Source organism: Pseudodesulfovibrio senegalensis (assembly GCF_008830225.1).
In the GTDB taxonomy this organism is placed as follows: Bacteria; Desulfobacterota; Desulfovibrionia; order Desulfovibrionales; family Desulfovibrionaceae; genus Pseudodesulfovibrio; species Pseudodesulfovibrio senegalensis.
This window is the reverse complement of the sequence record NZ_WAIE01000001.1, coordinates 998,341-1,023,425: the sequence shown is the minus strand read 5'-3', so window position 1 is coordinate 1,023,425 and position 25,085 is coordinate 998,341. Positions and strand designations below refer to the sequence as shown.

Annotated in this window: 25 protein-coding genes; 17 read left to right on the top strand and 8 right to left on the bottom strand. The window is 53.3% G+C overall.

Annotation, left to right across the window (positions count from 1 at the left end; all coding sequences use genetic code 11):
• Nucleotides 1-6: 6 nt before the first annotated feature.
• From F8A88_RS04700 to F8A88_RS04670, 7 genes are all read left to right on the top strand, one after another.
• A complete protein-coding gene (locus tag F8A88_RS04700) occupies nt 7-1,221 on the top strand; it encodes a LuxR C-terminal-related transcriptional regulator (protein ID WP_151149921.1) in 1,215 nt (404 codons plus the stop codon).
• Nucleotides 1,222-1,533: 312 nt separating this feature from the next.
• The gene (locus F8A88_RS04695; protein ID WP_151149920.1) at nt 1,534-2,319 is read left to right on the top strand and encodes an ABC transporter substrate-binding protein; all 786 of its coding nucleotides are present in this window, start codon (nt 1,534-1,536) and stop codon (nt 2,317-2,319) included.
• 78 nt (nt 2,320-2,397) lie between these two features.
• Complete coding sequence (locus F8A88_RS04690; protein ID WP_151149919.1) at nt 2,398-3,054, top strand: amino acid ABC transporter permease; 657 nt, start codon at nt 2,398-2,400, stop codon at nt 3,052-3,054.
• 9 nt (nt 3,055-3,063) lie between these two features.
• Nucleotides 3,064-3,801: an amino acid ABC transporter ATP-binding protein gene (locus F8A88_RS04685; RefSeq protein WP_151149918.1), complete on the top strand. Its 738-nt coding sequence runs from the start codon at nt 3,064-3,066 to the stop codon at nt 3,799-3,801.
• Between the two features lie 16 nt (nt 3,802-3,817).
• Nucleotides 3,818-5,131: a lysine 2,3-aminomutase gene (gene kamA / locus F8A88_RS04680; protein ID WP_151149917.1), complete on the top strand. Its 1,314-nt coding sequence runs from the start codon at nt 3,818-3,820 to the stop codon at nt 5,129-5,131.
• Complete coding sequence (ablB, locus tag F8A88_RS04675; protein ID WP_151149916.1) at nt 5,121-5,960, top strand: putative beta-lysine N-acetyltransferase; 840 nt, start codon at nt 5,121-5,123, stop codon at nt 5,958-5,960. The genes kamA and ablB overlap by 11 nt, the downstream gene beginning before the upstream one ends.
• Nucleotides 5,929-6,825 (top strand): YitT family protein, encoded by an 897-nt coding sequence (locus F8A88_RS04670; RefSeq protein WP_151149915.1) that lies wholly within the window; start codon nt 5,929-5,931, stop codon nt 6,823-6,825. The genes ablB and F8A88_RS04670 overlap by 32 nt, the downstream gene beginning before the upstream one ends.
• A gap of 69 nt (nt 6,826-6,894) precedes the next feature.
• On the opposite strand, the gene F8A88_RS04665 is transcribed toward F8A88_RS04670, so the two are convergent.
• From F8A88_RS04665 to F8A88_RS04645, 5 genes are all read right to left on the bottom strand, one after another.
• Nucleotides 6,895-8,334: a cysteine peptidase family C39 domain-containing protein gene (locus tag F8A88_RS04665; RefSeq protein WP_161598338.1), complete on the bottom strand. Its 1,440-nt coding sequence runs from the start codon at nt 8,332-8,334 to the stop codon at nt 6,895-6,897.
• A gap of 160 nt (nt 8,335-8,494) precedes the next feature.
• Entirely contained in the window at nt 8,495-8,878 is a 384-nt protein-coding gene (locus F8A88_RS04660) for a pancreas/duodenum homeobox protein 1 (RefSeq protein WP_151149913.1), read from the bottom strand.
• A gap of 375 nt (nt 8,879-9,253) precedes the next feature.
• Nucleotides 9,254-10,273: a murein transglycosylase A gene (gene mltA, locus F8A88_RS04655; protein WP_241667340.1), complete on the bottom strand. Its 1,020-nt coding sequence runs from the start codon at nt 10,271-10,273 to the stop codon at nt 9,254-9,256.
• Between the two features lie 240 nt (nt 10,274-10,513).
• The gene (locus F8A88_RS04650; RefSeq protein WP_151149911.1) at nt 10,514-11,614 is read right to left on the bottom strand and encodes an AI-2E family transporter; all 1,101 of its coding nucleotides are present in this window, start codon (nt 11,612-11,614) and stop codon (nt 10,514-10,516) included.
• Between the two features lie 15 nt (nt 11,615-11,629).
• Entirely contained in the window at nt 11,630-13,306 is a 1,677-nt protein-coding gene (locus F8A88_RS04645) for a response regulator (RefSeq protein WP_241667339.1), read from the bottom strand.
• A gap of 388 nt (nt 13,307-13,694) precedes the next feature.
• Here F8A88_RS04645 and F8A88_RS04640 point away from each other — a divergent pair, with 388 nt between their 5' ends.
• The 3 genes from F8A88_RS04640 (at nt 13,695) to F8A88_RS04630 (ending at nt 16,374) form a co-directional block, all read left to right on the top strand.
• The gene (locus F8A88_RS04640) at nt 13,695-14,561 is read left to right on the top strand and encodes a transporter substrate-binding domain-containing protein (RefSeq protein ID WP_151149910.1); all 867 of its coding nucleotides are present in this window, start codon (nt 13,695-13,697) and stop codon (nt 14,559-14,561) included.
• 74 nt (nt 14,562-14,635) lie between these two features.
• Complete coding sequence (locus F8A88_RS04635) at nt 14,636-15,643, top strand: amino acid ABC transporter permease (RefSeq protein ID WP_151149909.1); 1,008 nt, start codon at nt 14,636-14,638, stop codon at nt 15,641-15,643.
• A complete protein-coding gene (locus tag F8A88_RS04630; RefSeq protein ID WP_151149908.1) occupies nt 15,643-16,374 on the top strand; it encodes an amino acid ABC transporter ATP-binding protein in 732 nt (243 codons plus the stop codon). Before F8A88_RS04635 ends, F8A88_RS04630 begins: the two co-directional genes overlap by 1 nt.
• A gap of 49 nt (nt 16,375-16,423) precedes the next feature.
• Here the strand turns inward: F8A88_RS04630 and F8A88_RS04625 are convergent, their stop codons facing one another.
• Both F8A88_RS04625 and F8A88_RS04620 read right to left on the bottom strand, forming a co-directional pair.
• Nucleotides 16,424-16,618 carry a hypothetical protein gene (locus F8A88_RS04625; RefSeq protein ID WP_151149907.1) on the bottom strand — a complete coding sequence of 65 codons (195 nt, stop codon included), beginning with the start codon at nt 16,616-16,618 and terminating at the stop codon, nt 16,424-16,426.
• A gap of 9 nt (nt 16,619-16,627) precedes the next feature.
• A complete protein-coding gene (locus tag F8A88_RS04620) occupies nt 16,628-17,302 on the bottom strand; it encodes a PilZ domain-containing protein (protein WP_241667338.1) in 675 nt (224 codons plus the stop codon).
• Nucleotides 17,303-17,487: 185 nt separating this feature from the next.
• On the opposite strand from F8A88_RS04620, the gene F8A88_RS04615 reads away from it, so the two are divergent.
• The 5 genes from F8A88_RS04615 (at nt 17,488) to F8A88_RS04595 (ending at nt 22,289) form a co-directional block, all read left to right on the top strand.
• A complete protein-coding gene (locus F8A88_RS04615; protein ID WP_151149906.1) occupies nt 17,488-17,682 on the top strand; it encodes a FeoB-associated Cys-rich membrane protein in 195 nt (64 codons plus the stop codon).
• 53 nt (nt 17,683-17,735) lie between these two features.
• Nucleotides 17,736-17,978 (top strand): FeoA family protein, encoded by a 243-nt coding sequence (locus tag F8A88_RS04610; RefSeq protein WP_151149905.1) that lies wholly within the window; start codon nt 17,736-17,738, stop codon nt 17,976-17,978.
• Between the two features lie 4 nt (nt 17,979-17,982).
• On the top strand, nt 17,983-20,172 hold the full coding sequence (gene feoB, locus F8A88_RS04605; protein ID WP_151149904.1) for a ferrous iron transport protein B: 2,190 nt from the start codon (nt 17,983-17,985) through the stop codon (nt 20,170-20,172).
• Between the two features lie 103 nt (nt 20,173-20,275).
• The gene (locus F8A88_RS04600; RefSeq protein ID WP_151149903.1) at nt 20,276-21,250 is read left to right on the top strand and encodes a hypothetical protein; all 975 of its coding nucleotides are present in this window, start codon (nt 20,276-20,278) and stop codon (nt 21,248-21,250) included.
• 241 nt (nt 21,251-21,491) lie between these two features.
• The gene (locus F8A88_RS04595) at nt 21,492-22,289 is read left to right on the top strand and encodes a 2-amino-3,7-dideoxy-D-threo-hept-6-ulosonate synthase (RefSeq protein WP_151149902.1); all 798 of its coding nucleotides are present in this window, start codon (nt 21,492-21,494) and stop codon (nt 22,287-22,289) included.
• 299 nt (nt 22,290-22,588) lie between these two features.
• Here the strand turns inward: F8A88_RS04595 and F8A88_RS04590 are convergent, their stop codons facing one another.
• Entirely contained in the window at nt 22,589-22,891 is a 303-nt protein-coding gene (locus F8A88_RS04590; RefSeq protein WP_161598337.1) for an Hpt domain-containing protein, read from the bottom strand.
• Between the two features lie 120 nt (nt 22,892-23,011).
• Here F8A88_RS04590 and F8A88_RS04585 point away from each other — a divergent pair, with 120 nt between their 5' ends.
• Complete coding sequence (locus F8A88_RS04585) at nt 23,012-24,148, top strand: murein transglycosylase domain-containing protein (protein WP_241667337.1); 1,137 nt, start codon at nt 23,012-23,014, stop codon at nt 24,146-24,148.
• Nucleotides 24,145-25,062, top strand: a complete 918-nt coding sequence (locus tag F8A88_RS04580) for a hypothetical protein (RefSeq protein WP_151149899.1) — start codon at nt 24,145-24,147, stop codon at nt 25,060-25,062. The genes F8A88_RS04585 and F8A88_RS04580 overlap by 4 nt, the downstream gene beginning before the upstream one ends.
• The last annotated feature ends 23 nt before the right edge of the window (nt 25,063-25,085 follow it).

Below are 25,085 nucleotides of genomic sequence, written 5' to 3'. Positions count from 1 at the left end.
CCGAACATGACTGAACAGGAAAACACATTCACCGCGCCCACCGATCCGAGCGACATTGCCGAGGCCCTCAACGACGTCATCCTTTTTGTAGACGGTCAGGGCTTGATCACAAGCTCGAACAATACACGGCTGCGCTATCTGCCCCAAAGCCCGGTTCAAAACACCCCCTTCTGGGAATACCTCGCGCTGGGAACGGGGTCGCTCGATCAGACACTCGACAAATTCGCGCCGCTCCAGATTCACGAAATTCCCTGCCCAAACGACAGGAGCTTCCTGTTGCGAATCATCCCTGTTGCGCCACCGCTTGCTGCGCAGGGCGGATTCGTGGTCATTGCCACGGACAACCGCCCCATCGAGGCCCTCTACGAAACATACGAGGAACGGCTGGAAGACAACATCACCGCGTGGTCGGACTCCATCACCCTGTTCAACGCGCTTTTTGACACGGCAAAAGACCCGACCCTGCTCATGGACGAATCCGGAACCATACTGACGGCCAACACCGCAGCGCTGGAGACATACGCGGCCAAAGGACAGACTCTTGCGGGCAATGCCGTGACGACCATTCTCGGACGACGATTCAGGACAGCCGTGCTCCAATCCATGAAAAACATTCGCCCCAAGGAAATCCTGACCGAAAAAATGGTCGCCCTGGACAGTGAGGACGATGCCTTTCCCGTGGAGGCGATCCTGCGCAAGATCCGCTTTACCGACCACAGTCTTTTTCAATTAATTCTGCACGATCTTTCCACGCAGGAAGAACTGCGCGAGGATCTGCGTGAGAAAAAGGCCGAGGTAAAGCAGATGGACATAGCTCTGCGACAGGTCATCCGCTCCGTGGAAGAAGACCGCAAGGAACTGCGCGAAAACCTCAGCAACCAGGTCAAGGCTCAGATGCTGCCCGCCCTGGAGCGCATCGCCAAAGCCGACACAGCAGAAATCCGCGAAGGCTACAAGACCATCATCGAGGAACAGCTTGTGGATCTCGCCGATGACGGCACCGGCGAACTCGACCCCGAGCTATTGCGCCTCTCCCCCCGCGAAGTGGAGGTCTGCCAGCTCATCCAGCTGGGCCGCAGCGGCAAAGAGATTGCCGAATTCCTGAACATGTCCTTTGAAACCGTGCAGACCCACCGCAAGAACATCCGCAAAAAACTGAAACTGCGCGGCAACAAAACCACACTCTTCCAATACCTGCGCCAAAAACCCTCCCTGGGCTAACTGTCGGGTATACCCGAATACCCGAAGCATACCTGATTCGCCCCCTTGATCAGGGATGCCATTGTTGTGTCTAATACTCGCGAAAACAACGAATCACGTTTACGCGCCATGACTTTTTTTGAAAGCACCGCAAAAACAAAAAAAGACTCATGGCTACTTCGGTTTCATTGCAGTTGATTCTTTATCTTTTCGATTGTTGCTGAAGTCACACTCATAAGTAAAAGACATAAAAGCAAGCAAACCGAATTTCAAAAACAGCAGTTTATTACCATGCGGAAAAATTGCTATCTCAAAAAACAAACAGGAGACATCATGAAAACCTTGTTGCGCTGTCTGGCCGTTTGCGCGGCCACGCTCTATCTGCTTTCTCTGTGTGCATGTTCCGAACAGAAACAGGATGCCCTGTCCCGCATCAAGGAAACCAAGACAATCAGCTTTGCCATGAGTGGCGGCTACCCCCCGTTCAATTTCTACAATTCCGACAACCAGCTCGTGGGCTTTGATGTGGACGTGGCCAAGGAAGTGGCCAAGCGCCTCGGTGTCGAGTTCAAACCTGTGACAACGGAATGGAGCGGCATCATCGAAGGACTTCGCTCCGGTGCCTACGACGGCATTCTCGGCAGCATGGCCGTTACAGAACAGCGGCTCAAGGTAGTGAACTTCTCCACTCCCTACTACTATTCCGGCGCTCAACTCGTCGTTCGCAAAGGTTCCTCATACGCCAAGCCTGCCGACATGAAGGGCAAGACAATAGGCGTGGTCACCGGAACCACGTTTGCCGACGATGCCACCAAGCTCGGGGCCGGGGATGTAAAGCTTTACAAAGACGACACCCAGACCCTTATGGAACTCTCCAACGGAGTTGTTGACGGCGTGATCACCGACCGCGTCGTGGGCGTCAACGCCATGAACTCCGGAAAGTTCAACATCGCCCTGCTGGGATCGCCGCTCCGCAGCGAAAGCATTGCCGTGGCCTTCCGCAAGGGCGAAGAGCCGCTGCTGAACAAAGTCAACGACATTCTTTCCGACATGCATGAAGACGGCACCCTTTCCGAGTTCAGCATCAAATGGCTTAAAACTGACATCACCGTTCAGTAAACAACGCTTTCATGGGAGCGCGGCGGTAAACGCACCGCCGCGCCCGATTTTTCTCCACTCAAATACACAGGATAAACAATGTACTTCGACATAGCCGCGGTTCCGAAGTATTTTCCCTATTTCCTGCCCGCAGCATGGATGACGCTCAAAGTCTCTGCGCTGGGCATTTTTCTGGGAATGGTACTCGGACTGGGAACAGCCTTTCTACGCATCTCCACTCGCCGAATTTTCAACCTCCCGGCACGGGCGTACATCTATATTATCCGGGGGACACCGCTTCTGCTTCAATTGCTGTTCATCTATTTCGGATTGCGAAGCCTGGCAGGATTCAGTGCCATCACCTCTGCGGTACTGGCCTTAGGCGTTCACAATGGTGCCTACATAGCGGAAATCTTTCGCGGAGCCATCGTATCCATCGCCGACGGCCAAATGGAGGCCGCACGCAGTCTGGGCATGACATATCCGCGAACAATGATCCGCATCATATTGCCCCAAGCGTTCAAGAGGGCCATCCCGTCGTTGGGCAACCAATTCATCATTGCGCTCAAAGATTCTTCGCTGGCCAGCACCATTACCATCAACGAGTTGCTGCTCAAATCGCAGCAACTTGCCTCGTCCAACTTCATGATGATGGAAATGCTGTTCATTGCGGCCCTGTTTTACCTTTTTTACACGGCAATATTCAGCGGACTGTTCCACAAAATCGAAAAAAAGCTGGATGTCAGCACCGCATAGGAGGCCATCATGCAGGAAGCACCTGTCATTGAAATCTCTGGAGTCAACAAATGGTTCGGTGACCTTCATGTGCTCAAGGGCATCGACATGCACGTCATGCCCTCGGAAGTGGTGGTCATCATCGGCGCTAGCGGATCCGGCAAAAGCACCTTGCTTCGTTGCGTGAACTACTTGGAATCATATGATAAGGGTAAAATAAAAATATCCGGCGACCTTGTCACTGGTGAAGACAAGTTCATCAATGCACTGCGCTCCCGCGTGGGCATGGTCTTCCAGCACTTCAATCTTTTCCCGCACATGACTGTGTTGGGTAACGTCATGGAAGGCCCCACACAGGTAAAGAAAATCCCCAAAAAAAAAGCAAGAAAACTTGCTCGCCACTATCTGGCCAAAGTCGGACTGGACGACAAGGAAACCGCATATCCGGAAACGCTTTCCGGCGGGCAGAAGCAACGCGTGGCCATTGCCCGGGCACTGGCCATGGAACCGGAAGTCATGCTTTTCGACGAACCGACTTCGGCCCTTGACCCTGAACTGGTCGGAGAAGTCCTCTCGGTCATGCAGCAGCTTGCCGAAGACGGCATGACCATGATGGTGGTTACCCACGAAATGGGATTCGCCCGCGAAATGGCCGACACCGTGGCCTTTATGGACGAAGGCGTAATTCTGGAACAGGGAACCCCGGACACGGTTTTTGATACGCCGACCCAAACGCGAACCCAGGAATTCCTTAGCCAAATCCTTTAACATAAAGGAGAAAAATATGCCGATATTCAACGAACACCAACAGGAAGTAGCTGATTCACTGGATGAATCCACGTCAAAGTCCGACTGGACCGACTGGAAATGGCACGTACGTCATTCCATCAAAAACATTGACGATTTCGAAAGGGTCCTGAACGTTAAATTCCCCAAAAAGGAAAAACGTATCTATGAACAGACCCTCAAGAAATTCCCCATGGCGGTCACGCCCTACTACCTTTCGCTCATTGACCCGGAAGACTATGCCAACGACCCCATATTCATGCAGTCTTTTCCCAGCCCCAAGGAACTGAAGATTGAACGCCACGACATGGCTGACCCGCTGCACGAGGACAAGGACAGTCCGGCCCCCGGAATTACACACCGTTACCCGGACCGTGTTCTCTTTCACGTCAGCAACACATGCGCCATGTACTGCCGACACTGCACGCGCAAACGCAAAGTGGGCGATGTGGATTCCATTCCATCACGCAAAAACCTTGAAGCGGGCCTCGATTACATCCGCAACACCCCGCAAGTGCGCGACGTCCTGCTTTCCGGCGGTGACCCTTTCCTGCTCTCCGACGAAAAACTGGACTGGCTGCTGACACAAGTATCCGCCATTGAACATGTGGAAGTGGTGCGCATCGGAACACGCACGCCCGTGGTGCTGCCGTATCGCATCACCGACGAGCTGGTCGCGATGCTCAAAAAGCACCACCCGCTGTGGATCAATACCCACTTCAACCATCCGCGTGAAATCACGGCATCTTCCCGTCGTGCCCTGGCAAAGCTGGCCGATGCGGGTATACCGCTGGGGAACCAAAGCGTCCTGCTGGCCGGGGTCAACGACTGCCAGCGACTGATCAAGACCCTGAACCAGAAACTGGTCAAAAACCGCGTACGTCCCTACTACCTCTACCAATGCGACATGTCCGAAGGACTGACCCATTTCCGTACTCCCATCGGCAAAGGCATGGAAATCCTCGAAAGCCTTCGGGGGCACACCAGCGGTTTTGCCGTTCCCACCTATGTGGTGGACGCACCCGGAGGCGGTGGCAAGATTCCCGTCATGCCTAACTATATCGTTTCGTGGGGCACAAACAAAATCGTCCTGCGCAACTACGAGGGCGTGATCACCACGTACAACGAACCCGAAGCGTACGAGGCCACCTATTGCGACCGCGAATGCTCCAAGTGCAATCTGCAACTCAAGGAAGACGACGGCGAAGAGAAGGCTATCGGCGTAGAAAAACTCCTTTCGGATTGGGACGACACCACAAGCCTGACCCCGGAAGACAACGAACGCATAGGACGGAGGGACGATGCGGCCTGATGCAGTGGTACGGTTGGGAAAAACAGTCGTTCAGCACGGTCCGGCCAACGACCGTGTCTACATCTTGAAACTCGACAAGGACGACCTCCCGGAGGTCGTGGATAAGATATACGCTCTCGGACGGGATAACGGCTACTCCAAGCTTTTTGCCAAAGTACCGTCCGACAAAGCCGGGCACTTCACTGCGCGGGGCTTCATTGACGAAGCCCGCGTGCCCGGCATGTACAAAGGCGAGGTTGCGGGCTACTTCATGAGCAAGTATCTGGACCAGAGCCGCGCCATACCGCGGGACATAGAACGTATTACCAAGGTATTGGAGTGCGCCGATCAAAAATCGGAAACCGCCCACAGCCCAACATCCACACACCAAATACAACGCCTTGCCACCGGCAATGCCCAAGAACTGGCCGAACTCTATGACACGGTCTTCGAGTCCTATCCGTTTCCGGTCAATGATCCAGGCTATCTCAAACAGATGATGGAAGAAAACGTCATTTTCTATGGCATCTTTCAAGATGAGAATCTTGTGGCTGCAGCATCTGCTGAAATGGACAAAGATTGGGCTTGCGTTGAAATGACCGACTTTGCTACCTTGCCTGCCTTCAGAGGCAAGGGAGCCGCCGGCCTGTTGCTGGCCCACATGGAAAAGGAAATGCCGTCACTGGGAATCCAGACGGCCTTCACCATCGCCAGGGCCGAAAGCTATGGAATGAATATTGTATTTGCCCGCGCCGGATATGCATTTGGCGGCACCCTTCACAACAACACACAAATCGGAGGCAAACTGGAGAGCATGAATGTCTGGTACAAGCAGATCGGAACTCGGTAAAGGACCACAATTTCGGCTCGATTTTTCCTACTCCGTCTGGTGGAACCTCCTGCTCATAACGACAGGAACTTTTATCGTCTGCATCGGCATCAAAAACTTTGCCATTCCTCACGGATTCATTCCGGCAGGAGTATTTGGCCTGGCTTCGCTGACCTACTACATGACCGATATGTTCAGCCCGGGTTGGATAAACCTGTTTTTGAACATTCCGCTCTTTGTTTTTGCCTGGTTCAAGGTCAGCAAACGTTTTTTCTTTTACAGCGCCTATGCAACAGCGACAACGACGCTTTTTTATCAATGGATCAATTTCAACTTTGCCGTTCAAAATGAACTCTATGCGGCCATAGCAAGCGGGATTGTCACGGGGTTTGGTGCGGGCGTGGTGCTCAGGTCACTCGGCTCCAACGGCGGTCTCGATGTCATTGCCGTCTTCCTCTTTCAGCGCTTCAACCTCGGCATAGGGAGGGTGTACCTTGGTTTCAACGCAGTCCTCTTCTGCCTTGGCATGTACTTTTTCGAATTGGATCTGGTCATCGCCTCGCTCATAATGATCTCCATCACCTCCATCGTGGTGGAGCAAACCCTTTCCCTGTTCAACCAGCGGAAAACGGTTTTCATCATTTCCAGGAACGCCGAAGAAATCAGCAACGACATCCTCTACCAACTCAAGCAAAGTGCAACATTCCTGAAAGGGTTCGGGGCATTTTCCCGTGAAGAAAGAAACGTGCTGATGACGGTGGTCAACAACGTGCAGCTCAAAAAGCTGGAAGAAATCACCTTCACCCACGACGAGAACGCACTGTTTATCGTGGAAAACACCTTCTCGGTACTTGGCTCCAGCTTTTCACGACGCAAAATATACTAGAGCCACCACAAACAACAAAAAAAGCCCCGGATCGCGACAAGCGTTCCGGGGCTTTTGAACAGGCCATCCCTATTCAATATTTTCCGTAATCGCAAACGGCCCGCTCCACCCTACTGTCCCGGTATCACTAAACATTTTTAAACGATACCCATCACCATTGGGCCAGGAAGCATCAACAGGTGTGGAACGCATGCCTATACCGTCATTGTCCTGCCAGCCGGCATATTCACCAAGGCTGACACCATTGCGAAACAGTTCAAAACGGACCTGCGTTCCTTCAAACGAACTGTTCCATGCCATGGGCGGATGACTATCATAACGCCATACCGAAGAATCGGGTCCCGGAGCATTGACCTCGATAGGTGAATAGTCAATGGCGTCCAGAAGGATATTGTAAACCGGGGCAAGACTCACAGCACTGTCCAATGGGGCAAATTCAAACCCGGCCCCACCGAACACACCCCATGACACGCCTGACCCCATGGGCTCAAAATTACACCAACGCACAGAACTCGCCGGAGACCACGTGTCAAGACAACCGTACTGGCGGCTCGGGCTGTCACGATACCCGACGATAGTCACGAAATGATCAGTAGATCCGTCGGCATTGGTATCCACAAGAAACACCATGGGCCTGTTATTATCGATTTCGCCGGTGAACACATCCCATGTCAACTGCGGGTTGTAGCTCATATAATACTCTGTGGTCGTCACCGAGTACCCGGGATTCCTCAGCGCGGCATAGGAAACAAGGGAAGGGGCGATCATGTTGGAATAACTCCATCCATATCGCATGTCGTCCACGCTCCACGAGGTACGCATTAAATCCGCGATGCAGTCGGAATCGTGCGCGATTTCACCAGGTTCAGATTTGTCATTTTGCAGGCTACCAGAAGAATCAATAGGCTGGCTGTAGTCCTCATAATGTCCGGGATTCGAGGAGTTGTGCTGAGAAGCAATACCCTGATTCACTCCGTCGGTTTGGGACGATGCGCTGCCGTCAAAAAGATCGTCGTACCCGCGCATATCATAATATCCGGCGACCATGCCAACGGCCGTGGGACCGCAACCGTGCCGCCACTCGTAACCGGGCACGCCCAGCACCACCTCCGTACCACCCGTGGCAATGACTGAAGAGGTCACGGCAGCAGGCTTTGCCGATATCGATGAATCGGGGACAGGTCCCGTAGTACTTTTTTGTGGTTCAGGAATGCCGGAATGAATTTCCGCAACGACTGAACTCTCACTGCTCGACGCATACACGCGCTCTGTAAAGTCATTGGCAAACCCGCCCACTATACGCAGGCTGTACCCCGGTTCGCGTTCATATTCTACGGATTGTATGTCAGCACCATACAAAATACGTATTTCATCATCCTGTTTGTTTATGGCAGTCCCCTCAAGCGCTGCGACAAACTCCTGCTGCGTGGAAACCGTAAAAACAGCTCCATAAGCAGGAATATTCAAACAAACAATACAAAAAAACAACAAAAGGAATCGACACCACATACCCCACCCCTGCGATAATACTTGTTGGCAAATACACCCATAAATCAATGCTACGGTCAGCTCCATTTACATAAAAATGAAAAACCAACAATTAGTAAAAAAGGATACAAAAAAGCCCGCCTAATGCGGCGGGCTCATATTTCACCAGTGCAAAAATCAATCAAGCAACTTCAACACTCAATGGAATGACATGCAGTCCATCTGTCCGCTCATCGGTCATGCCCAGCTTCCAGCTCACTTGCCCCTGTTTGCCGGCAAGGGCGGCTATCTTCTCGGCCAACCCCTGCACATTGATCACGGGATGCCGAGAAAAAACCTTAGGCAATCCATAGGTCAGGCTACAAACAAGACACTTGCCCGGTCTCTGTCTGAGTTGAAACTCGAAATCAAGGGCCTCATCCCTTTCCCCGGAAAAGGCCAAGGCTATGTCGTAACTCCCCTCTTCCGCGTCTCCGAAAAGCGCATCGAAAAAATCTTCGGTACGCTGGGGAGGAAACAATGTTTCCATACACTGTCCGTCAAACAGCTCATCATATTTTGCCATACTTCCCTCCAAACGCATGAATATTGCTGAGAGAAACTGCTTATACAAATATGGCACCACATTCAAGCGCAGACAATGGGATCATAAAGACGCCACACGGCATACACGCTCCGTCTTCGACACGGCAACCATTCATTGATATTGACCAAAAAAAAGCAGCAGCAATGAGCAACACAGACTGTTCGGGAAATACCATCAAACAAATCAGAGCCGACGCATACCCATCATCGGCATCACCAAAGAAGACCATACATGATGCAAAACGTATCATGTTTATTTAGGCAACCGGCATGACAAAAGCATAAGCCAATTATTCCATTCACGCAGGGTACGAGCATCCTCACGGGTTATCTCACAGGGCAGCAAGCCCCCGACCTACTGCTGACGGACATCTGTCCTCTTTCCCAGAACCCGCTTACTCACCAGAAGATACAACGAGGCATCATGTTGCAGATGGCCGGCCAGATATTCGGCGTCCGGGCCAGTGCCGCAAAACAAATCGCACCGGGTCCCCTTGATGGCCCCCCCTGTATCCTGCGCCGTTACCAGCGAACAAAATTCGCGCTCGCCCCCTCCGATACGGGGAATGCCCCCGGAAAGGAGCAGGGCGCTCCCCAACGGAACATAATGCCGATCCACAGCCACACTGACCATGGGGGTCAGGACCTGCCCAATGCTTCCGAAAGGTCCTTCTTCAGCCAGCCGAAAAAAAACATAGCTTGGGTTGCGATACATCATCTCCCTGCCGACAACCGGGTTTTCGGCAACAAACTGCCGAATACGCCCCATGCTCATTTCCTCCTGCGGCACATACCCCTCATCAATGAGCAGTCGTCCAAGTGAAACATACGGGTGACCGTTCTTTCCCGCATACAGGATATGGCGCACCGAACCATCCGGCAGAACAAGCCGACCGGACCCTTGCACCTGCAGCAGAAAAACATCCATCAGGTTGCGGGCATACGCTATTTCTGCTCCCAATCCCTTGAGCGCCGCTGCACCATCAATATCTTTCCTGTCCGGGTACGGTTCAATGGCATCGCCATTGATTCGATACACGAGCTGCTGCCCTTTCCAGCGAGGGTGAAACTGACCAAGGTCTATGGTCTTGCAGTCAGAAGGGACTCCATACAGTGGATATGGGTACTTTTCAGAGGGCTCGAGGGAAGCCTCTATCCACGGCTCATAATAACCGGTCAGCAACGTCGGCGGTTCAAGGGCAAACAACCTGAAATGCCGGGTCAGCAGCCCAGGTTCCGCGTCCAGATCAGGCAACAACTCCAGCAACTCAACCATGCTCAAAGCAAGCTCACCCCAGGTGACGTCCATGCCGTCCGTTTCCACGGCCACGGCATCCCTGTCCTTTTTGAGCAGGTAGTCAAGGCTCGTTTCCATGGCTGCCCCGAACGCGGTCCACGAAGGAATCCCTTGAACAAGCGGAGAAATATTCCGGGCAGCAACAGCAGCCTCACTCTCACTCAATGGCCTGAACACAGGCTTTTTAGGTACAGGGGTCTCGGCGACTTCAGGCTCATGTTTCGGTTCAGGGGCAGGAGCATATTGGCGCAACAAAAGCATTCCTGCTCCCGCAACCAACAGGGAGAAAATCACAACCAATACAATACGGCGCACGAACTATCCCTCCGAATCCTTGACGACGAGAGCGTCAACATATTCCTCGCCGTAAATCTGCAACATGACCATTCCGAAACTGAGAATAAGCGGGCCGTACAAAATACCGAGCATACCGAAAGTATAGACTCCCCCCACAATGGCCATGAAGATGTAGAACGTGGAAACACGCGCCGCCTCCTTCATGAAATACGGACGAAGAAACGTATCTATACCAACGACGATGACGCCGCACCACGCCGCCAGAAAAAGCGCAGACTTCCAGTCGCCATTGATGATCAGATAACCCACGGCAGGCACCCAGATAATGCCCGTTCCAAAGACGGGGATAAGCGCGGCAAAGGCCATCATGGCCCCCCAGAAAATTCCCGGAATGCCCACAAAGGCCAACCCGATACCGCCGACGATCCCCTGAAGGACGGCCACCAACAGGCAGCCCATGAGTACGCCACGAGAAACACGCTTGAAACTGTCGATAATGGAATCTTCCTGTGCTTCCCGCAAGGGAGACAGGTACTTCAGGTAATTGACCATCTGAATACCGTCACGCATGAAATAGAAAAGGATGAAAATCATCAATAAAAATTTGAGGATGAACTCGGAAGCATTGCGGACCACGTTACTGCCTATGCCGATCATGGTCTGGGCAAACGTTCGCGAAAACTCCATGATGCGCGCCTGTATATCAATATCGTGAAAATGCACGAAGGGCAGCTTGACTTCGATCCAATTCAGGTAGGCGTCGATTTTCAACGAAGTCGCCAACTTGTCGAAATCCGTATTGATCAGCCACGCATTGATGGCCGAGAGGGAATCAACACCCTGTTCCACCAAGGCAAACAGGACGAAAACCGTAGGCAGCAAAATGACGAATACGATAACTGTCACGGTCAAGGCAGCAGCCGTGTTGCGCCGCCCTTTGCACGCCTTGAGCAACCAACCGAAAACAGGCGAAAAAATAACCGCCAGCATCATGGAAACAAGAAAGGTGTGGATAAACGGTTCCACCAATCGAAAAAACAAATACAGGGCCAGACCGAGCAAGGCTATCAGGCAATAGGTATATATGCTCCGAGAAAGAATTCTCTGATTTTCAAACGACACGCGGCAACTCCATGGTCAAACACTCTGCCCGGACCGACTTGTCCGGATGGATTCTTCTATGGCCCGAAACAGTGTATCCATATCAACAGGCTTTGCAAGATATGCATCCATCCCGGCGGCGAGACAGCGTTCCTCATCTCCCCACATTGCGTATGCGGTCAAAGCCAGAATCGGAACCCGGGCATTAATTCCATTCCTGCCGGAACGAATGGCCCTTGTAGCAGCCAACCCGTCCATGACCGGCATTTGTATATCCATGAGGACGATGTCACAGGGGTGATCTCCCAGAAAAGACAAAGCGTCCTGTCCATTCTCTACCAAATCGACCCGGCACCCCCGGGTCTCCAAAATCCTGCTTACATAAACCTGATTGATGACATCGTCTTCGACAACCAGCACGCGCAACCCCTTGAACAAGGCCGCACTATCCACCGTGTCTCCGCTCATGTCAGGACCGACTTCTCCCAAACGGCTTAATTGCAGATTCACGGAAAAGAAAAACGAACTCCCCTGTCCTTCATGGCTTTCGACCCATATTTCGCCACCAAGGGATTCCACAAGCTTACGTGTTATGGCAAGCCCGAGGCCAAGGCCGCCATGATGGCGGATCATGTAATTCTCTCCCTGAGTAAAGCTTTCGAAAATATTCCGCTGCTTTTCTTCGGTTATCCCCGGTCCGCTATCAGTCACGGAAAAAAGCAGGCAAACCTGTCCATCCTGTATTCTTTGGGGAACCGCACCCTTTTCACACGGACGAACCGAGACAGTGATTCTGCCTTCATCCGTATATTTCACCGCATTGGAAACCAGGTTGGTCAAGGCCTGCCGCAATTTGGAGGCATCCCCCACAAACCACGACGGAAGACCGTCGGCCATGCTCCAATCGAACTGAACACCCCGTTTCTCCCGGGTACAGCAGTCAATACCAGCCAGTCCCTGAAGCAACTCATCCAAACGGAAATCCGCATTGCTCAAGGAGCCGATCCCGGCCTCAAGCTTGGAGTAATCGAGAATCTGGTTCAGAACGCCCAAAAGCGAGGTGGAAGCATCGCGGATAAGTTGCAGGCCCTCTTTGTGTTCCCGGCCAATATCAGACTGCAGCAAAAGATCACTCATGCCCAGCACGCCATTGAGCGGCGTCCTCAATTCATGACTGATGGTGGCCAGAAACGACGTTTTCGCTTCATTGGCTGACTCGGCTTCAGTCCTGGCCCGCAACAAATCCTGTTCCATTCCGTGTTTGTAGAGAGCCATTTCTATGGCAATACGGAGATCGTGGTCCTTCACCGGTTTGAGGAGAAATGCAAACGGTCCAGATGCCTCGACCTCTTCCAAGGTAGCGTCATCGGAATACACGCTCAAAAAAATCACCGGCAGAGCATGGTGCCGGGCAATGGTCCGGGCCGCTTCCACGCCATCCATGTCACCCGCAAGATGAATATCCATCAGAACAATATCGACGTCAGCCTCCTTGAGCCTCGACATTGCCGCTTCGCCGGACTCAACCTCTCCGGCAACAACATAGCCTATGCGCTCCAAAGCAGCATGAACATCGACCCGCGCGATGGTGTCATCCTCGACAATCAACACACTCTTCCGTTTCATAGACCGCCTCTGCGCTCCCTTCTCCATATCCAGACATGCAATTGAAACCGGCAGCCTTCTTTTCGGTATTAATACGACAAAACGCAACCCCGATTGCGAAAAAGCCTTGCAATCGCCATGAAAATCATGACTTTTTCAAGCGCTGCCATAAACAACCATTTTGCAAAAACGTTCTTCAGACATTGAGGAAAGCTTGTTTTTTTTAAACATTAATGTCATATACAACACTGCAACAAGGAGAGGGTCATCAGCAACAGGCAGTCACTGGCCAACCGGTCTAAAACGGTCTGTGCAGGATGCAGGCAAGCACACGATGCCCACCTGCCGCCAGCAACAATGCACGTTTTGTGGTCTGCACATGCAAAATGACCATCAAGGCAAGCCTGACAGAAGGAAAACCTCACAAGTTCGGCGACTTGCGATTTATACACACCTTCTTTCAGCTATTATTCACATTACTCGAGGAGGTCAGTTCATGAAACGTCTGGCATGCACTTTTGCGGCTTTTGCCCTGGTGCTGTTTGCGTTCGGTTGCAATCAGGAAACTCCGAAGCAACAGGCTCAACAGCCCGCACCCCAGGAAATCAATGTAAAACTGGAACTTTCCAAGATGTCCACCCTGGAAAAAGTCCTGAAAAGGGGCGAACTCAGGGTAGGTTTCGAATCCGGCTATGTCCCCTTTGAAATGACGAACAAAAAGGGCAACTTCATCGGATTCGACATTGACATGGCCAAGGAAATGGCCAAGGCCATGGGTGTCAAGTTTGTGCCGGTCAACACGGCCTGGGATGGCATCATCCCGGCGCTGCTTTCCGACAAGTTCGACATCATCATGTCGGGCATGACCGTGACACAGGAACGCAACCTCAAGATCGGTTTTGCCGATCCCTACATTGTAGTCGGTCAGACCATCCTTCTCAATCCCAAGCTCGAAGGGACCATTACTTCATACAAGGACCTGAACGACCCCAAATACACGGTTACCTCCAAGCTCGGCACCACGGGCGAACAGGCCGTGAAACGCTACATTCCCAAATGCAACTACAAGTCGTTTGAAAATGAAACCGAGGCCGTGCTTGAAGTCATCAACGGCAAGGCGGACGCCTATGTGTACGACCTGCCGAACTGCGTGTACTTCAAGGCCGAATACGGTGACAAGGTAATCTTCCTTGACAAGCCCTTCACGTTTGAGCCTCTTGCCTGGGCCATCAACAAGGGCGACCCGGACTTCATGAACTGGCTGAACAATTTCCTCCGCCAGGTCAAGAACGATGGCCGCTATGAACGCATGTACAACAAATGGATTCTCCATCAGGAATGGATCAAGGAACTGTCCGAATAGCATGCACGCTTCGGCCGGGGGCTGCACCACGCAGTCCCCGGCTTTCTCTTTTTCGCTAAGGTATGGGAAAAAACATGGTACGAGGAAGAAATACCGGCCACAGAAGTTTTGCACGCAGGCAAACCATGTGGAAGGTCGTCTTTTTTATAGGGCTGTTCATCGTCTGCCTAGGCTTTTATTACGCCACGCAAAAGGCCGAGTACATCTGGCGCTGGAACAGGGTTCCACAATATTTTCTTTACGAAGACACCATAGAGATACGTTCGAAAATAGCAGGAGAGGTGACCTCTGTCACGACCAAAGGCGAAGAAAGCATCGTCGTGGTCCATGGTGATGGAGAATCCGAACAATACAAGGTCCCGGCCAAGGGCCTTATGGTTCAACAGGGCGACACCGTCTACATGGGCGACGAACTGAGCGCCTACAAGAAATGGAAGCCCGGCCTGTTCATTCAGGGCCTTATACTGACCATGGAACTCAGCAGTCTCGGCATCTTCTTCGGTATCCTGCTCGGGCTGTTTGCAGGACTGGCACGAGTGTCGAACAACCCGGCGCTCAAGTGGAGCTCCATTACATATATCGAGCTCATCCGCGGCTCTCCACTGCTCGTGCAGATCATGATCTGGTACTTTGTTCTGGGAACGTTGATCAACACCCTGTTGGCCAGGGCCGGCCTTCCTGAAATCCCGAGCCTGTGGTTCGGCGTTGCCAGTCTGGCCATTTTTGCGGGGGCCTATGTGGCGGAAATCGTCCGTGCGGGAATCCAATCCATCCACAAGGGACAGATGGAGGCCGCTCGATCCCTGGGCATGACCACGGGGCTGGCAATGCGCAAGATCATTCTGCCGCAGGCCTTTAAACGTATACTCCCCCCTCTTGCAGGCCAGTTCATCAGCCTGATCAAGGACTCGTCACTCCTTGGCGTAATCGCCATACGGGAGCTGACCAAGGCCACACGGGAGGCTGTCACAACAAGCCTCATGCCCTATGAGCTGTGGCTCATGTGCGGCCTTCTGTATCTGGTCATAACCTTTTCCCTGTCCATGTTCGTGCAATACCTTGAGCGAAGGATGGTAGACTGATGATTGACGTACAAAACATCTTCAAAACATTCTACGTTCCGCACGAGGTACAGGCGCTTCACAACGTCAGCTACCACGTCAACCCCGGTGAAGTCGTTGTGGTCATCGGTCCGTCCGGTTCGGGCAAATCCACGTTTTTGCGTTGTCTGAACCGCCTTGAATATGCTGACGAGGGACAAATCCTCATCGACGGCGTGGACATCCTCGCGCCAAAAACCGACATCAATAAAATCCGCATGGAAGTAGGAATGGTCTTCCAATCCTTCAACCTGTTTCCGCATCTCTCCGTGCTGGAAAATGTCACCATCGGGCAGACATCGGTTCGCAAGCGCAACAAGGCCGAATCCGTGGAAAGTGCCATGAAGCTGCTCAACAAGGTTGGCATACACGACAAGGCACACGTGCACCCGGCACAGCTCTCGGGAGGACAGCAGCAGCGCGTGGCCATTGCCCGTGCGCTGGCAATGGATCCCAAGGTCATGCTCTTTGACGAGCCCACATCCGCCTTGGATCCGGAAATGATCGGAGAAGTTCTGGACGTGATGAAGACGCTGGCCACCGAAGGCATGACCATGGTGGTTGTAACGCATGAAATGGGCTTTGCCCGTGAAGTTGCAGACCACGTCGTGTTCATGGACGAAGGCAAGGTCATCGAGGTTGGCCCGCCCGAACATTTCTTCACCAGCCCGGAACACGACCGGACGAAACTGTTCCTCAGCCAGATTCTATAAAAAAAAAGGGCCGCACCCGAAGGTGCGGCCCTTATGCTTTCCAACCAAACTACTCTGACCGGTCATCCCGGCGTTGCTTGAAATTGATGGCGGCCAGACAGCCACACAGGCCTCCCAAAGCAACCCCTTTGGCAAGCGGAATGATATCGAACCACCCCACGATGGCCCCAATCGACCCACCGAGAAGAATTCCTTTGGACAGGACTTCGACCCACTCGAAAAAACGCTTGTTGTCGTCTGCCATGCTTTCTCCTTAAAGAAGGTGCCGAATCTGCTCGAGCTGGCCGGGCTGAATGGATGAATAACTGGTCCCGATCCCGGGAATCCTTGTCATTTCTCCCCAAAAACGGGCCCAGTGCACATGCAGGCCAATGGGAGTCTTGTCATCAAGTTCATTGACGACCATCCACGCGGTCTGGTCATCCTCCCATTCTCCTGTTGAATAGACAAAACACCCTTGTTCGGAAACATTCACGGTCACTGTCCGTTCATGCCGCTTTCCGAAATCATCCGCATCGGCTGCAAGCAAAACGTTAAGCACGAGGTCGGAGCGGCGGGAACGCCGGATGGTCCTCGGGGAAAACGTCAGACACTCGTTCAGAACAAACGATTTCAAAGACTTGTTGTCCCGTACTGTGCCTCCATGCGAAAGACCGCGAATGCCTCCACGATCCCCGTTGTATAACAGGCGCAATACAGGGAACCTGTCCATGACAGAGGAAACGCGGCCCTTGTTCGTGCTTTCGGAACGGATCATGGTCGGAACGTCCACAAGAATACCGCTATACGGCACATCGCAAAGCTGCCCCTCCATCCCGTCCGGATCGGAGATACAGTCAACCTCCACACCCAATTTGAACAGCTCGTCCCGATAGGCGTCGCGGGCCATGCCGGACTCGGCAACGAGCAGTAGCTTGATTTTATTCACACACCCCTCACTGATTTCGCATCATATTTCAGCACAGTGGCAAAGGAAAAACAAGAGATTCCCTCGTGCGACATCATGTATCATGTGGCTGATACTTTTTTTTGACAAAAAAGCAAGCCTCGACTTGACACCGATTTTCAATATCACTATTTGTTCAATGTCCATATTGAACATTTGAGGGAACCATGACAGATACAATCATCACAGCGGCCATTGTGGCTGTTGCATTTTTTTTCGTGCTGCGACGCCTGTACCGTCAAATGAACGGACGGGGCATCTCATGCGCCTGTACAGGATGCACCAAGTGTCCAGGCAGCAAGTCATGCAGCGAAAAGGATATGGACCTGAAAAACGGCTTGCACGAACACCGTCTTTCATGACCAAAAATGAAAACGATTTTCAATTCCCGCACCAATACACGGAGAATCATTCCATGAGCAATGCAATCTGCCTGCGCAAGGCCAAAGTCAACCAGCAACTCAAAATAACGAGCGTGGCGGCCAAGGGAGAACTCGGTCGCAGGATACGGGACATGGGCCTGATCCCCGGGACCGAAATCATGGTCATCGGCAAGGCTCCCCTGCGCGATCCGGTTGCCCTGCGGCTCAAGGATTTCACCCTGACACTCCGCAACAGCGAAGCCGACCACATCACGGTCGAACCCCGGGAGCAATAAGCTTATGAAGGATATCACCGTTGCTCTTGCCGGCAACCCGAACTGCGGTAAAACCACCCTGTTCAATGTCTTGACCGGAGCCCGACAGCACGTAGGCAACTGGCCCGGAGTTACCGTTGAAAAAAAATCAGGGATGATGCGCCACAACGACGTCAATATCGAAATCGTCGATCTCCCCGGTACATATTCACTGACCGCTTACACACAGGAAGAACTTGTTGCCAGGAACTATCTTGTAAACGAACGTCCCGAAGTCGTGGTGGACGTGCTCAACGCCAACGCACTCGAAAGGAACCTCTACCTTGGCGTTCAATTCAGGGAAATGGGCATTCCCGTGGTTCTTGCACTGAACATGATGGACGAAGTGCGCGACAGTGGAAAGACCATCGACACGTCACAACTCGCAGAGTTCACGGAATGCCCGGCCATTGAAACCGTCGCACGGCTCGGACAGGGATCAAAAAACCTTCTTGATGCGGCTCTGGAGCATGCGCAAAAAAACAGGGGGCAGTGGTCTCCGCTGCGAATTTCCTATGGCCCTGACCTCGACCCCGTGCTCGAGGCCATGGAAGAAGCCATTACCGCAGAGTCCTTCCTCACGGACAAGGTTCCGGCCCGTTGGACCGGAATCAAATACCTTGAGCACGATGAAGACGTGGTGCTTAAAGGGCGGGCCGCCAACCCGGAGCTTTCCAGACAGCTGGAACAAATGGCCGCGGAAGTTGCGGATCATACAACCAAGACACTCAACGCCACGCCGGACGCCATCATTGCCGATTTCCGCTACGGCTATATCGCCGGAATCATCCGCAAGGTCGTCCACTACCCCATGCTGGACACGCAGCGGATCACCATGTCCGACAAAATGGATCAGGTCCTCACACACAAAATCGCTGGTCCGCTGATCATGCTGGGAATCATCTATCTCATCTACAAAGTCACATTCACCGTAGGCCAAGTTCCCATGGACTGGCTTGAGGCGCTCTTCGGCTGGCTGGGGGACACGGTGGCCGGAGTCATGCCCGAAGGTTTGCTGCGTTCGCTCATTGTCTCCGGAGTCATAGACGGCGTTGGCGGCGTGCTCGGATTCGTCCCGCTGATCATGTTCATGTTCCTGATGATTTCCGCTCTGGAAGATTCAGGATACGTTGCGCGTATGGCCTACATGCTTGACCGCATATTCCGCAGTTTCGGACTCCACGGCACGTCGGTGCTGCCCTTCATTGTTTCCGGCGGCATTGCCGGCGGCTGCGCCGTGCCCGGAGTCATGGCCACTCGAACACTTCGCAGCAAACGGGAAAAACTGGCAACACTTTTTGTTGCGCCCTACATGACCTGTGGAGCCAAGGTTCCCGTCTTCCTTATGCTGGCGGCGGCCTTTTTCCCGCAAGAAGGCGCAAGCATCATGTTGCTGATCACACTGACGGCGTGGGCCATGGCCCTGATTGTAGCCCGCCTGCTCCGCTGGACCGTCATCAGAGGCAAAAGCACCCCCTTTGTCATGGAACTGCCTCCCTATCGGATGCCAACGCTTCAGGGTGTGCTGATCCACACCTGGGAACGCACGTGGGAATATGCAAAAAAAGCAGGAACCGTCATTCTGGGAATATCCATCCTGCTCTGGGCGGCCATGACCTTCCCGTCCCTGCCGGAACAACGGCTTGCGCATTTTGAAAACCAACGCGCCCCCATTGTCCTCCAGATCGAAGAGGCTGAAGCAGCGGGGGCTCACGGCGACATAATCGGCCCGCTCCAGGATTCCCTCCAACGAATCGACAATGCCGAAGCCGAAGAAAGTCTCAGGAATACCGTTGCAGGCAGGCTGGGAACCGCACTTGAATCCGTGACACGATTCGCAGGATTCAACTGGCGCACCAACATCTCGCTGGTGGGCGGATTTGCGGCCAAGGAAGTCATTGTTTCAACGTTGGGCACGGCATACTCGCTGGGCGACGTCGACCCGGAAGCGGCGGAACCGCTGTCCCAACGCCTCGCCAACGATCCCAACTTCAGCAAGGCCGGCGCCATTGCGCTGATTCTCTTTGTCATGCTCTACGCGCCCTGCTTTGTCACCGTGGTGACCATGGCCCGCGAATCAAGCTGGAAATGGGCAATCTTCAGTGTCATCGGCTCAACCGCACTGGCGTACGGCATGGCCGTTGCGGCCTTCCAGATAGCCAGCCGAATACTGTAACCACAACCACAAACAAAAAATAAGGGGGAGGCCAAACGGTCTCCCCTTTTCTTTTTCCGGTCTTTGGCCTAGATTCGCACTCCATCACAAGCAAGGATTCCCCATGTCGATCTCGGAAAAAATCATCGAATTCATCCGCAGCCTGCTCAAAGACAGCATCGAGTCGGCCCTGACGCTCTTCAAGGTCATGATCCCCATCGTTGTTGGCGTCAAAATCCTTCAAGATTCCGGGCTGATAACCTATGTGGCCATGCCGCTGGAACCGATCATGGGGCTGGTGGGGCTGCCCGCGGAAACAGGGTTTGTATGGGCAGGAGCCATCGTCAACAACGTCTATACAGGCCTGATCATCTTCATGTCGCTGGCGCAAGACATCACCCTCACCCAACAACAGGCCACAGTGCTCGCAGTCCTCATGCTCGTCGCCCACGCCCTGCCTTTGGAGTCGGCGGTATCACGCAAGGCAGGAGCCCGCTTCCTCTTCCAGGCATTCATCCGCATGCTGGGAGCCTTTGCCCTGGGAGCCATCCTGCATCTTGTGTATTCCGCCGGCGACATGTTCACCCAGCCCGCATCTATCATGTTTTCCCCCTCAGTCACGCAGGACCCGACCATCACAAAATGGGCCTTGGGCCAAGCCAGAAACTTCGGATATATCTTTATTGTCATCATGACCCTCATGGCCATCATGCGCCTGCTCACGGCCTGCGGCGTTATTGAAATCCTCAACAAGATCCTCAGGCCCATCCTCAAAATCATCGGCATCGGCCCCAAGGCTTCGGCCATCACGGTCATCGGCCTGACCGTGGGGCTGACATACGGCAGCGGCCTGATCATCAAGGAAGCGCGCTCCGGCAACCTGAGCAAACAGGACGTGTTCTATTCCGTCACCCTCATGGGCATGTCGCACGCACTGATCGAAGACACATTTCTACTCATGCTCATCGGCGCACATTTTTCCGGCATATTCTGGGGACGCTTCCTGTTCAGCATAGTTGCAGTGGCCCTGCTGGTCAGAATTGTCCGGCACCTCCCTCCCCGCTTTTGCGACCGTTTCCTGTGGACAGACCCGTCCTGAAACAAACAATTGTCTCTTGACAGCACTGCAGCTCCCGCTCTATGCGTAATTTATGTACGCAAACAATTTTAACCGCTTTTTCTTTTTCTTCGGTTTTTTCTTTTTTGGAAAAACCTGCGGTTACGGCGTGCTTGACTGAAAACATACCCAATCAAACGCCCAAGGCCGCAGGTTGAAACCTGCGGCCTTTTTTATTGAGCCGGGGTTTCAGACAAGGCCGGGGCAAGCAAGGAGAAACACCATGCAGCTCGGCAAGGCAATCCGCATCGAACGGATCATGAACCGCAACAACGGCAGGACCATCATCGTTCCCTTGGATCACGGCGTAACCGTAGGCCCCATTTATGGACTCGTGGACCTGCGCGACACCGTCAACCAGGTGGCAGAAGGCGGCGCCAACGCAATGCTCATGCATAAAGGCATCCCCCGCTGCTCCCACCGTCAGGGAGGACGTGACATCGGCCTCATCATCCATCTTTCCGCAAGCACATCACTTTCCCCGCACCCAAACGCCAAATGCCTCGTGGCCAGCGTAACCGATGCCTTGAAGCTCGGTGCGGACGCGGTCAGCCTGCACATAAACCTCGGTGACGAAACCGAAGCGAACATGCTTTCGGACCTCGGCAGAATCTGCTCGGAAGCCAATGAGTGGGGAATCCCGGTTCTGGCCATGATGTATGCCCGGGGAGAAAAAATCACCAATGAATATGATCCGGCAGTCGTTGCCCATTGCGCCAGAGTCGGCGCAGAACTCGGAGCCGACATCGTCAAGGTCAACTATACCGGCGACCCGGACTCGTTCTCAAAAGTCACGGACGGCTGCTGCGTGCCGGTAGTCATTGCGGGCGGCCCCAAGCTCAACAATGACCGGGACCTCGTGCAAATGGTCTATGACTCCGTGCAGGCCGGAGGCGCGGGTCTTTCGGTCGGGCGCAATATTTTCCAGAACCAATCGCCCAAAGCCATCGTGGCCGCGCTGAACAAGGTGGTGCATGAGGATTGGGACGTGGACGCCGCCATGGAGATGCTCCAGGCCTGATTCAAAATGGACGGGTGGTCATTTTTCCGACGTCCGCCCGGATCGTTCCGGGCTGCGTGGCGATAGTCGTATTCAAAAAAATATGCAATTCCAAAAGCATATCATGAGTGGCGGCGCGTCGACATTGCCAATGGCACAATACATGCTTATATTAAATATAAGCCTGGAAAACAGGTGAGGTCGGAGAGAGTCGGGAACTAACAGATACAGCAAGGTATGCTAAAAAAAAGAGTTCCGGCCAACCACCCCACGGTCTACCGGGCCAATACCAAAAATGAACGTCATGCAAAGGCAGACGTTCATTTTTGGTATTGCACTTCCACGCATTCCAGATAATGCCGCAATTCATCTGCCGCAGTCCGGCACGCCTGCTCATCATTCTCTTTGGCGGACTGTTCGATAGTACGTCCGATCTCGCCCATTCCCATGAAGCCATACCCGAAACCGGCTCCCTTCGTGTTGTGCCCCAAACGGCTCAAGGTCTCATACTCTCCGGCTTCCAGCGCCTGCAGCATGGCCTCAAGTTCCCGTTTGCTGTTGTCCATGAACCGTGGAATAATGGGAGCCAGATCACCATCAATGATTTCAATAATTTTATCCATTTTCATCGCCTTTCGAACTCCATGACACAAATACGCAAAAGAATAATTCACACGTCGGCAAAAACACCAAGCGCAACAAAGCGACACTACCAAGCCCTGATGCTTGCTGCAATCGCAGCCATGTTCTTTCTAACGGGTTGCACACGATACGATGCGGTCCGTATTGCGCGGATCGCAGCGTCCCGAGACATCGGTGCGGCTGCACAAAGCGCTGCTGCAAGCAAGGCCGCCCACTATGCGGTCAACCCCCAAGCCCTTGGCAATGACCTGAAGTCATTCAAAAAAATACTCGAAAAATTCATCCAGGCCATTGGCGGCAACTGGGGCGAAGACGAAGTCGTGCTGCCTGCGCCCAAGCGATATGTCAAATACACACAGAACTATCAATCCCGGGCCATGGTCGATTTTGATAAAGGTGTCGTGACCGTGGAAACCGTGGACACGACAAGACCGCTGGAAAGCTTGCGTGAAGCCATTGTCATAACCCTGCTCACCCCCAATGACCCTCGAGCGGTGGACCTCTATTCATCCGCACCTGTCACGCTTGGCGAAACTCCGTTTCTCCTGGGAGAAGTGGTGGACTACGATTCAAAACCGGTTCGATGGGAGTGGCGCGCTTCACGTTTTTCCGAGGCTCTGGTCAAGACAAAACTCGCCAAACGCGCAGGGAAAAAGGGGACAACCATCCACTATGTCACCATTCCCATGGTACGGGACCACCTTCATGTGCGAGCCGCCAAATACAGGAACCTCGTGGATACGTCATCCCGTCGCTTTCAGGTCAGCAGCAATCTCATATACGCCATCATGAAAGTCGAGTCCGATTTCAATCCGTTTGCCGTCAGTCACGCCATGGCCATAGGCCTGATGCAGGTTGTCCCGAAAACCGCAGGAAGCGACGTGTACTCCATGCTGCACGGCAAAAAAGGCAGACCTTCCTCGAACAGCCTGCTGGACCCGGCAACCAACATAACATACGGTACCGGCTACCTGCACATGCTCCAATATCGGCTCCTTTCCGGAATAACCGATCCGGTCTCACGTGAATATTGTGTCATTGCAGGATACAACGGCGGCCCCGGAGCAGTGCTGCGAACCTTCAATCGCGATAGGGAAAAGGCCGCCCGGACCATAAATGCCCTGGGACCGATGCGCGTCTATGAACGGCTTCGGCAAAACCTTCCCCATGACGAAACACGGCGCTATCTGGCCAAGGTGCTGAACGCCAAAAAACAATTCGTGAACAATACGCCATGAACACTCTTGAAACGTTGCCCGAACAAATACAATCCCTTGTCCTCGAAGCCTTGAAGCAAATTCTCGGCATTGAGGACGTCCTTGTGGCAAGAGTCGTGCTCGCAGCCCTGCTGGTGCTCATGGCCGTGCTTCTGCTGTTGCTTGCCCTGCGTGTGCTGCGCCATGAAAAGACTGCAGAACTCGTGAAGACATCACTCATCCCCAGCCACCTGCTCAAGACGGGAACCACCTTGGAGCTGTATAATCCCGACGGCTCCCCCGCGTTTCGCTGCGTACTGACCCGTGTAAACAAAAAAAGACTTCGCTGTGAAGTCATCGAACGGCTGGGCAACGTGACGGCACAGAAGGGAGACACAATCCAATGCCTGCACGCCCCGGTTAAGGCAGCCGGAAAACGAGTCAACGGATTCCCGTGCCTGCTGGCGGAACCAGTGGACAAGGATACCGCATCACCGCAAGTCGTTCTCTCAGCACCTATCCGCTTCCAGTTCATCAAACGTAGGGAGCATGGACGAAAACGCGTAGTGGACCAACAGTTCATCCGCATCAAGCTCTGGCTTGCCGACGCAGACACAAGCGATATCCCCTACGCAGACGCTGTACCGGACATCGGCATCAACTCATACGCGCAGGATGCCTCCGGGCACGACACCAACAGCGTCCTGAACATATCCAAGGGCGGCATCGCCCTGCGCATATCCAACAGTATGCTCCCCGCCACATGCATCACCGACGCGCGCGCGGTCATCAATATCTTCATGTTCAATTTTCGAGAAAAAGTCTTCAAACCCTATTGGTATGAAGGAATGATACGAAACATGGAATCGGACGGGGACGGTTATACCCGTATTGGCATTTCATTCGGCCGGGCAGGTATATACGACGACAATCAAGCCGGTATACAATGGCAATGAAAAAGGCCGGACACAATGTCCGG